The 10,979-nt window shown below is 49.4% G+C and carries 6 protein-coding genes; all 6 read right to left on the bottom strand.

Annotation, left to right across the window (positions count from 1 at the left end; genetic code table 11):
- Positions 1 to 341: 341 nt before the first annotated feature.
- The gene (locus FHS03_RS27615; protein WP_183444119.1) at positions 342 to 1,166 is read right to left on the bottom strand and encodes a hypothetical protein; all 825 of its coding nucleotides are present in this window, start codon (positions 1,164 to 1,166) and stop codon (positions 342 to 344) included.
- A 104-nt stretch (positions 1,167 to 1,270) separates the two neighbouring features.
- Entirely contained in the window at positions 1,271 to 2,059 is a 789-nt protein-coding gene (locus FHS03_RS27610) for a hypothetical protein (RefSeq protein ID WP_183444118.1), read from the bottom strand.
- A gap of 189 nt (positions 2,060 to 2,248) precedes the next feature.
- Positions 2,249 to 3,676: a hypothetical protein gene (locus tag FHS03_RS27605; RefSeq protein ID WP_183444117.1), complete on the bottom strand. Its 1,428-nt coding sequence runs from the start codon at positions 3,674 to 3,676 to the stop codon at positions 2,249 to 2,251.
- Positions 3,677 to 3,842: 166 nt separating this feature from the next.
- Positions 3,843 to 7,442: an SIR2 family protein gene (locus tag FHS03_RS27600; protein WP_183444116.1), complete on the bottom strand. Its 3,600-nt coding sequence runs from the start codon at positions 7,440 to 7,442 to the stop codon at positions 3,843 to 3,845.
- A gap of 146 nt (positions 7,443 to 7,588) precedes the next feature.
- Positions 7,589 to 9,241 (bottom strand): GTP pyrophosphokinase, encoded by a 1,653-nt coding sequence (locus FHS03_RS27595; RefSeq protein ID WP_183444115.1) that lies wholly within the window; start codon positions 9,239 to 9,241, stop codon positions 7,589 to 7,591.
- 45 nt (positions 9,242 to 9,286) lie between these two features.
- Positions 9,287 to 10,642, bottom strand: coding sequence for a hypothetical protein (locus tag FHS03_RS27590; RefSeq protein ID WP_183444114.1), 1,356 nt, complete (start codon positions 10,640 to 10,642; stop codon positions 9,287 to 9,289).
- Between the last annotated feature and the right edge of the window lie 337 nt (positions 10,643 to 10,979).

The raw sequence follows: 10,979 nt of genomic DNA, 5'->3' as shown, positions 1-10,979 counted from the left end.
CCCTCGGCTTAAAAAACACGCCGCTTCCCAGCGGTGTGATGTCATCATCAATCAATTCAGCCCTGGGCTCAAGACGGCGCTGGCTTTACGCTTACACGATTGAGGTTGTCGAGTGTGGTTGTCGACAACATGCGAAAGTCTCTCCATATAGACCACCAGGCAAGTTGCTTTGTGAGCAATGTTTTCTGATAAGATGTACTGGATCAGACTTGACCAGGCACATGATGTCTGATGACCGGCGGCATCCGCCCCGAATCAGCCGCTTGGCAGTCCATACTAGGGTTTGACATGATTGGTGGCCACGCCGGTCGGGCCTTACCTCGATGAAATGGTAAAGCGGATCAGTCTGCATACCCCATTGAAACCGCCATCTTGTGCAACTCTCCCCTTGCGGCTTCGAGGCGCATGATTGCCTCGGTTTCGTTCGAATGAGTTTTGACGAACTCTTCCAGGAACCTAACTTCCGCCTGCTTGAGAACAACTATCAAGTCAGTGAAAGTGTTGTTCACTACCAAGGCATGAATTTCCCAGTTTCGATTAAGAAATGGGTTCAAGTAGTACTGCACATTGTCGTATGTGGTCAGGTCATACCCAAGTGCGCCGAGATGCGATCTGATCTCTTCGTTTAGCATCGAATCTGCCTCAGCGAAGCTACTCAATATTTCGGAGAGCCGACAGACAACCTTTGTGACCTCAGCGAACTGATCAACCGCCCTTGTTCCTGTATTTAGTTTTACAGCAAGCTCTGGAACGACATGAAGTCTTTCGTTGGCATCTTGTAGAGTGCTCCAGTAGGTCTGCATTTCGGCTTCCAAGCGATGGAGGAAGGCTTCGTTGACCTTAAAAGGCTTCTGCCCATGCAGGCTCTCATGTTGAGACTTCATCGCACGAAGTGCATCGGCATCGAATGCCCCGACATCGTCTGTTTCCTTGTGGTGCCGATAGCATAACAACAAAAGATTTGCTATGGATCTACGTTCTTCGTCGGTTGAATTGATGTTATATCTTTGGCCTCCTGGGTTTGCTGCTTCGATGTGGCAAATCTGACCTACAAACAAGTTCCTCGATGTCACGAGCTCGTGGGTACATCCGGGAAATGCACAGACGTTTCCAGATTTGGCGAAGAGCGGTATCAGTGCTTCTCGTGTGACAGCGAGTCGCGGCATTCTTGAGCTCCCTAACTCCAGGCCAAAGCATAGGCTTGCCAACAGAATAATATAATATCAATTATAGGTTTTCCGTGAAACGGACTGCGATCGGCCAAAGCCGGTCAGAACTCAAGCGCTGTGTAGTTGTGCTGTTCTGATACCTCATTGAAAAGGGAAACTTGCATACATTGGCTCAGGAACCGATTACTACTTTCAGCCATTTGCTTAATCGCAAAAAACTTCTCAATCTCAACGGCACCGAATTTCAATTCCTGGGACAAATTCTTGACTCCCCTTGGGAGCTTCAAAGTTGATGGTGGCCATTTTTCACTAACGGAAATTCCACCCATCACCAGCAACTCCATATCCTGCCTCACCAGAGCTCTACGACTCCAATAATCGTCAACAGTAACGAGCCGAGGATACTCAATGGTCTTAATCCAATCTGCTGGAATTCCGTCGATTACACCACCTGCATTCCATCGATTCCAAACCTGTTCGTCGTCAAGCGACAATTCATCTTCGTTGAGATAGTCTTCGTCGGCAATCATCCGAACATCTTTGCCAAGCCTGATGTTTAGCACAATAGGAACAGACATAGTAACTTCACCAATGTCCACCGTTACCTTTGCCTTCTTCGCATCGGCAAAATAAGCCTGTGCCTTTTCCTTGAAGTCCGGTACTGCCAGCATGTATTCCTTCATCACTGACATGTGAGCCGCTTGAGCTCCAAAGTAAGCTGCCAACCCACCTACATAAACAGCATCAAGAGCCGGGGATTTCTCGGACTGCTTGCGCAGCTCATGCCGACCAAGGCCAGGAACAAGTCCCTTTTCCAAAATCGACCGAAGATGAATTGATGACGTGCCGTGCTTTACGAATGTCCCAGCTTTCACGAAGAAGTCAGCCACAAAAATACCTAGTTGAAGCGTTGATTGAGGTCCAGATTATACCTGTTCGCCATCGGCTACTACTTGCCCCACCGATCCTCATCCCTCTTCAAGTAACGACTGCTTTTGACTGGAATCGGCCCAAACGAACTGTAACTCACCTCACACTATGTGACGGGTCGAGTGTGAGCCACTACAAATAAATTGCGCTTACTGCTCACTGCTCTTTACTAAGTAAGCGCCAAGTGCCGCCACCTCATGTGGCGGGAGAACAAACCCAAGCCAGCCGAGCCCTCTATGGCGGAGTAATAGGAGCTCTCCGGGCATACTGGGGTGCAGCATGGGCCTGGTCCGCCAAACAGGGTCAGTCACGGCATTAATCGCCTTACCTTTTTCGAGTTCGATAGGGACCTCGGGGGTCATTTCCGACCTAATGCGTGCCAAATGACGGATCAGGTTGTCCAATTCAGATGCTGACAACTGGACGCTACCAGTGGTGCTCCCGTCCGTCAGAGTGAGAGTGGCGATTACTCCGTCATCCACGCACTTTGCCGAAATCTGGGCATTCGGTTCATCTTGTTCAGAAGACATTGCTGCGTCGCCTATTTTTAGCGCTTCGCTCGAAATTGAGAAATCATCTTCGGAACCCTGCATCCAAGAAAATGATAGTGAACGTCGAGATTCCGCCATTATAAGTCGCGGTCTTCCAACGTGGTCGTGCAACAATCTCAACGACTCAGGCGCTCCTTGTTCCTCGTCTCCGAACCAAAGATCCACTTCCCGGCCAAGCGTAGTACTGACTGCGGCCTTAAATTGTGAAGGCGAGCCCGAGAAATGATGGGGCTCATACCAGTCGTTTGACTTCAGCCAGACTATGCCTCCTGGGCGCTGCAACCAGTAAATAACGATTCCATCACGTTCGCGTAGTTCGGTAACGGACACCCCGTATCCGCCGAACTGCGGCGTTCCGTGCATTACTAGCGAACCAGGTTTCAGTTTGTTGATGCCGGGATCGGTGACGGAGTATCCATAGTTATAGAGGAATGTCCCTGTGCCAGTAACTATATATGGAATCGCAGTGCCGCCGACACCTCGTTCGGACGACTTCGAGAACAAATTCTCCATTGCCAGAATTGCGGCGGTTACATCAGTGTACAACTGCGGCTTCTGTTCGTTTGGCGACGGGGAAGTCCCAGCGTGACCGGCGAGGAAAATATGCATCGCATCGGGCGCGGGATTCAAGGTCCTTGCGTGCTTAATTTCTTGGAATGCTGAAAATGCATCATGCGAGCCAATGAAGGCAACAGCCGATTTGGTGGCTTTCCCATCCTTTATGCAATACAAGTGGGAAACGTTGTCTTGTAGGTATGCATATATGAAGTCGGCATGTTGGCCCTTGCGATGTTCTTGCAGCAAAAACTCTACTGTTTGCATCCCCTGCGGTTTTGTTGCAGCTGAACGAATAGTTTGAGTTGCAACCGACGGAACGTTCGCGAATCCAATCAGGGCGGATTCCTGGATTGGTTCGATCTTTATTCTGTATTCACGGCTGCGCGTTGGCATCGTCTCGCCGGTAATGGCTGTATCCGCCACCATCCAAGCGCCGCCTTCACATGCTCCAGCCACAAGTAACGTCATTCTTTTCCTCTATTACAAAAAAATGGGCTGAGTTGAACGCAACCATTTGTTTCGGATGGATTAAACGGTCCGTAATTAGCCGCTAGTGACCGAACAAGTCAATGAATGCTTCCGAATTTTAACGCTATTTTGGCGCGAATGTGATAGTCGTTTTTTGACGATTTTCCTAATATCGAACCGCCCGTTGCTCCAACCATTGAAATCGTCGGTGGTACTGGGTCAATTTATTTGCAGCCTTAATTCGGTCTAAAACATCCGCAATATCTACCGATTGGCTCGGCGACCCAGGGCCATGCATAAGCCATAATAATTCAAGGGTTTCGTTCGGAAAATTCTCAGGGACCTTTGAGTCAATGATAAATTGCAAATTCACAAAATCATCTTGTATTGGGAGCAAATAGGGTTTCATTGTCAAAAGTGCGTCAGGAAACTCAGCGCGCGCAAACACGCAAGTAGCTGCTAGATCAGCTGTGTAGTCGGCGTGACGAAAAGCCTTTTCTTGAGGCCAGATCTGTTCAAAGATTGGCTTGATCAAAGTTCTCCAGGCCGACTCGGGTTCCATTTCGACTTCATTTATCGCCTGTCGAAGGAAGTTTGCGGCCCCACTTCGGATAGTAGGGGACGCAAGCCGTAATGTTTGGCGCACTTCATTTGAAGTGATTCCTAATGAGGTCGAGCTCTGCATTGCATGGGAAAGTACTGGGCGTAACAGGTTTGCAGCAACGAAATCTGAAGAATGACCTGTCGCACGGCTCTCAGATATCGCCAAGAGTAATGCTTTCTTAAAAGTGCGAGTCGCTTGGGGACTTAAGGAGCCAACTTCGAGCATTGTCGCGCGCAAAAGGCGTCCTTGGGTGTCGTCAGCCATCAACCACGGCAAGAATAGCCTGCGAACAATTGCATAGTGTATGTGCAGCACAAAGCTGGCATGCCGAGCCAAAATTCCTCGAGCCAGCCAGCCGGCGTTTGAGTTCGCTAACAGCAAAGTCTCTAAGCGCTTGCGTAATTCGCCAAGAAGAGCCGTATCTTTGTTCGCACCGGCACGGTCTATTTGCTCCAAAAGATGTTGCGCATGTCTACCTGGAGCGCGATTGATAACACGGTCATAAAAGCGATCGCCTTCCTCCAATTGCAGAGACTCATCTTTATCATGATGTTGTAGTGCATCCCATATTTGATCCCACCATGTCAGATCGGGCACATTGGGCCACAAATCTGCTAGACGATTCGCCAAGTTTCTATGAATGCTGGCCGGTGCTTGCTTAAGATATGCGAATGTTCGCCGGGCTACGCTAATCCGAATCTCTGCAGACGTGGTCGTCTCGTTTTGCGGCGCCCATGAAAGCGCACCGATGAGATCCGCCCAAAGAGCGAGATTCTTGGAAAATGCCTTGCTTGAGCTTAGAGACGAAAATGCTCCGATAGGATCGGATGTGCAGTAGGCGCTCCAGTTGCGCTGAACATTCGGGTCCCACGCGCTTTGTTGTTCAAGTGCCTTAGTGAGTTTGTCTTGCGGTGGGACGTTTACAAAGACACTGGCGTCACCACTGACATAAGTGACGCCACTGGTATACACATTAAAAAGATCGCTCTCCTCATAGTCAGATTTTGCGATGTGAGCTTTGCTATCTAGTTTTTGAACTGCATCGCGCGCAAATTTCGGCAGTACGCCAGCTCGTTCAATCGCTTTGAGCCGAATCCACATTTCCCGATCTCGTGCAATCGGACGCCAATCTCTTCTCCCTGGTTTAGTAGCGTCCGGATACAGGGTCGGGCCCTCTTTCAGTATTCGTCGACACACCATTGAAATAACTGAAGCTGGCATTTCATTCGAACGAGATGCAAGTAGTAGAACAACTTCACGTTTCATCTCCCAGAATTCGTCGGAAGAAAGCGCACGTATCGCCGATTCGCAAGCGTCAGTTGGGTAGATGGTTGTGTTACGCAGTGCCGAAAGCCATAGCCGAGCTCCAACGCGGCCGGGCAACTTCCTCCAGGTTTCTGCATAGAGTTTGGCCTCAGCTGCATTTCGATTGCCAACTTCCGGGAGCATTGTCGAAAGTAATACAACCAGCCCAACGACACCATAGTGAAATTCGTTCTGGCGATGATCGTCTACGGACGGCACGCCAATATCTAGGCTATCCCAATTTTCGTAGATCAGTTCCATTTCTCGCGCCTCTTCCAAAACAGATCGGAGTGCGACGGTGCCGAGCGAAACGATCCGTTCAGCGTACTTCGTCAGATTCGAAAGGGCCGTTCGGAGTCGCTCCGAATGCGCCCCATCTTGCGTACGCATTTCACATGAGATTAAGTCGGCGACCCTGATGAGGGCTTGTGAATTCTCTTTCTGAGTGAGATCACGAATACTTCTGTCACGAATAGTGAGGACAGGCCTGATTTGTCCTATGGCCAGTTGTAAGTCTGCATCCTTAATTCGTGTTGACCTTAGGCGTTGGTGCAGCAAGGCACTCTCGACTAGCTCATCGGACTTTGTCAAACATGCTTTCGCAATTGCTTCCCACGCTTGGCGAAACGGTTCGATGGCAAGTGGGGGCGATAATAGCTGCCTTTGAAGAGCCAAACCTAGGCCTGCCCCTAGCCGTTTATGCCATGTCACTGCCGCAGAGATGCGTTTCAGGTCTGTCCAATCGCTAGCACACCAAGATGCTAATACCCATGATAGATCATTGGTACTGACTAGTCGTTCCGCGAACAAGAAATCCAACCATTGCGAGTCGCTTAACGACTTCACAACAACGTCTAGTAGATCGTTTTTCCCAGAAAATAACCATTTAATCGTGGATTTGGCGCCGTCATCCGCTGATTCGAACGAACCGCTTAACAGTTCCGTAGCACGCTGCCTGCGCATTGCCTTTGGTGACTCAACTAGGCTGGCAAGTTTGGCAAGATCCTCCCAAAGTGCGCCGTAATTTGGGCGGCTATTCTTTCTGAATGCGAGAGGAGTGACTGCCACTCCAGACCACCGCTTGTCTGCTTGCGCATGATGCGAGTCGACTCCGTCAAAGGCGTAGACTGACTTAATGTCGCTGAAGCGTTGTCGGTCGGCTTCCAGTACATTCAAAAAGTACCTGACGGGTGCGTCTCCTGCGCTGTAACCAATCAATACCAATGTCTTGCAGCGTAACAGATCAAACAAGAAGCGAGATGCCCAGCCGGAACGCATGTATGCATCACCGTATGTTGCACTCGTTAGTACCAGCGGTGTATTTACTAACCCAAGTGCCTCATCGCTGACCCGGCCGTGAATGTGCATTACTCCAGAGAAGTTTGATCCGCCAGGTGACGGCAGTGACTGTGGAGCATGACTAGCCAACGCTGCGGAACCGGCGCCATCTAGCTCATCTAGCGCGCGTTCAAAGAACGTATCGAAGTTGGTCGTGATGAGGCAGACTTCGTTGTTCAAGTTTCTGGCTAATCGAAGCAATACCTTGTGATTTGAGAGATTTGGAGCTGCTGACTTGAGCAGTTTGCTTACGGCTTTGAACATTAGTGCCGGGTTCGCCAACCTTCGCTCAAGTGATCCGAACGCTTCTTCGAATCGTCCCTGAACCGCCGCCTCGGTTTCGCCATCAGTAGGTTCGGTTCCTATCTCGGTATGGACCAGATTTAATAGCTCGCCGAACAATGGTAGCTGCGGGGCGCTGACGCCGGCACCACAAAGGAAAACAACTTCACCATTGATGAAGTCATCGACAAGTTCTGCTGGAAACGCAGGTCCGTCATGGGAAAATCGAATATCCATTCTTAGACACTTTTTATTTTTTGGGGCTATCACGGCCTAGCAAACGCACGAGCTTCCACTGATGGCTTTGCAGCGAGTCTCGAATTCCTAGTTCAGAAGATAGTACTTGCCTTTGCGAACTGTGCACTTATCTCCCAGCGGAATTCTTACTGAACTTCAGCTAACTTCCAGCCGGCATGGGTAAGTAAGAATATCTCGCCCTTGTGGCCTCGTACCTCAATCAATTTTGCAACTAGAAGCTCATTCAAGGCTGCCTCCCATCGGCTAGCCTCCTTTGGGTTCTCAATACCAAACTGCCTATTTCCGATTTGGATTGAACGACCCGATAAAAAAGCCAGCTTCAAAATCTCGCCTTGTGCAGTAGCCGCTGCCTTTAACAAGGTTAATGCATCCTCAGAGACGACTTGTCTCTTATGCTTTACATCTGTTGAATGAACAATGTCAGGAAATGTCATTTGCGACTGCGCGTCAGTCGCGTTCGCCATTGCAGCGGCGACTTCTGGATCAGCGTTGATTCGTACCCGCGCAAGAATGCGCGCTAATGCATCACCTTCCTCACGCAATATGGCCGGCGGGCGATTAAAAATTCCGTGAACAACTTCATTTCGAATTCGACGAATACGCTCAATTTGTGATGCTTCTTCGTCACTCACTAACGCCAGTCCTTCTACCAGGCCTAAATTTGGAACCATCGCTGGGCGATCCTTAAGTTTCCTTGAAACGGCCAGCTCATTTACGAATCGTTCGAATAGTATCCATTGGGACATGAAGTACCCCATCGCGCTATGCGCTTCGATTGCATGTGGAAGTTGCGTAGAAATTTCCGTCACATCAGATATCGATGAATCCGATCGAATTTCAGCATACTTGGCATACCTGTCCGGATGGGCAGCAACAATTTGATCTACGATTTGCTGAGATAGAGGGCGTGACTCGGTATCAGCGGTGAGACTTTCAAGATACGGCGTAAGCGCCGCAGGCGCACTTAAATCCAAACTGCATAGTAACTTGTAAAGGACTTCGACATCTCCTACAACTGGATCTTTCTCGTCGTTTTGCAATCGAGACTTTCCAAACTCAAGTAAGAATGATGCTAGGTCGTAATGGTTCTCAAACTTAGCGCCGGCTGATAAGACGCGGGCCTTTGCTGCCCGCTGCAGTCGCTCGAGTGCGATTTCCCCTGTTAGTACCATCCCGTTTAGTTCATCTAAGATCGCTAGTTCATCCACTGATAGGCTACCTTGCATAGGCTTGTACACCAGATCGTGTTCGACTTCTGACCATGCGTGCATCAAGACTGAAGCGACTTGAACTTCGACTCTTGCTTCAGCAAACCGCGAAGTTTGTTCGCTCAATGAATCTTCACGAAGGCGCAATCGGTAGTGAGTTGCCCAATACCCAGAAAACCGCTTCTGATCCGTTGGTTTGGTCGTTCCGGTAAAGATTTTGGGAATTTCGGTTAAATGAAAATCTTCATTTACTATCTTGTCGACCTCATCCCGTTCGCCAGGAAAGTACAGTGCGATACGCACGCCGGCAAGGTCCACAATATCCGTAAAAATATCTTCTACAGATTGGTACGGTTGGTCGCGTTCCCCATTTCGTTGCCGAACTTTTGCCTCAAGTCGCTTTGGGTTCTTAGCGCGCGATGTGACCATCGCACGTATCCCGGATGACTCTAGTGTCGCTTCGAGTTTTTGAGCTACGAGCTTGCCGGCTTGCTCATAAAAATCGAACTCTCGACGATATCGGGCAATGAAGTCTGCAACGACATCGGTGGGAACGCGGCTGTTTTCCATATATGTTTGCTCTAACTGATTTTGCACAAGCAAGCTGTTGTTTGCCTACGAAGCAGCCGACAGCAATTCGATTTCCAATTTCGCTTTTAGTTCTTCAAGTCCGCCCACGTGACGTTCCAAGTCCCGTCGTTTTACTGCTTCGTTCGAGTAGTACTCGCCAATGAAGCTGTTCTGCGCGCTTTCGTCGCCAGCGATTGCCTGCAGCCAGTCGACAGCTGGAAATGGCATCGGCCGAGACATTCCATCCTTGTACGCATAGCACTTTAGTGGATACAAATCGAGGACTTCGATATAGCGCTTGTCACAAGTGAGCAGTGCTGGGAAGAAGTAGCGTGCCTGCTGCCCATCGTCGCGGTGACTCCATTCAATGCGTGTGGCAACGCTTTCAATATGGCGGATATGCGCGAAGTCCCAAGCCATTGCTCGCAACTCTTTCAGATTATGGTCGTTCTTCTTCTGTATTTTTCCGAAGAACTTGAACTTGCTTTGTCCTCGCTCGAATAACGAAGCAGCAATGATGGCTTCTCGAGCGAGCATCGTTTTGAGTTCTTTGTCCATGAATTCAACGAACTCTGAAATCTTGCTTTGATATGCACTGCTGCTTGGCTTCCGTAATTGGATTGAAGCCATCTTTAACAATGCGCAGTAAGAAAGCGTTTGATCGCGCATCGATGCGGCCAATTTTTTCGAATCAGAGCCGATCTCAAGCATCTCTGCGAATCGTGCTTTGACGTTTTCGCGTCGTTCCTCTGGAGTCAGGGTGGATCGAACTTCCCCGCTTTCTTGAAGCTGCTGCGCATCAATGGTGCGAAGTATTTCGTAGGCCTCTAAACGCCGACGTATTTCAAAATGATTGCACTCATCCTTTGCATTCGGGATGTTCTCCAACATGTAGGGCAGGGGATCGACGTTTACATCGTCGCGTGCTATGAATTCAAAGACTTCCCGGAAGTCATCGGGCAGCCCTTTAGTAGCCCCCTCGAGAAAGGGCGCTAAGTAACTCAATGCCTGAGTGTCCAGCGCAATCGAATAGTCGATAGGGAAAATGGCATCGCGATGTGCAAGCATGGAGCTATGCGTTTCCTTATCCAACACCAATACCCTTTCTGTTGGAAAGAGACTGCGCACTGCAGACCCGTCTGAAAAGTTTCGATTAATCGACAATCCAGGTAACGGTCCAGATGCTGAAGCAAATACGAATTTCCAGTTAGGGATCAGCGATTGAGCCGCTTCGTAGGCACGCAATCCATCCGAAACGGTATCGGTATTGCCAATTGAGGCTACGATTCGGCGTTCAATTTCTTCAAAGCCTGGCCTGGATTTCACTTCGTCAAATAACTTCGGAAACTTCGCTACGAAGGCAGCTAGATGATGGATTTCTTGTAAGGCGTGATGTTGCATTGGCATTCAGCGAGGTTGAGTGTGAATTTTTGAGAGTGCGAATTTAGTTGTTGGAGTATTGACAGCGCGTGATTTTCCTAACAGGTTCTCGCGAATCAGTTATCAATGATGGCCGAAGTTGCTCACGTTGAAGGCAGTCACCTTGCTTTGCTCGATTTTTCGGAAGCGCATCCTTTGCGGCCGCAGATGAATAAGAGTTTGCGGGGATCAGCCCAGCATACTCAGGATGGTCCGCCGTCCACTGGCATTCCCCAAATTCGACGGACACTTCGCTTAGGCGCATTTAAGTGTAAGGGCTTCGAATTGTACCGGGCTAACATATCCCAGTGTTGAATGC

The sequence above is a fragment of the Pseudoduganella violacea genome (assembly GCF_014191875.1).
In the GTDB taxonomy this organism is placed as follows: Bacteria; Pseudomonadota; Gammaproteobacteria; order Burkholderiales; family Burkholderiaceae_D; genus Rugamonas; species Rugamonas violacea_A.
Note: the sequence above shows the minus strand (reverse complement) of the source record. Positions and strands in the feature narration are given on the sequence as shown.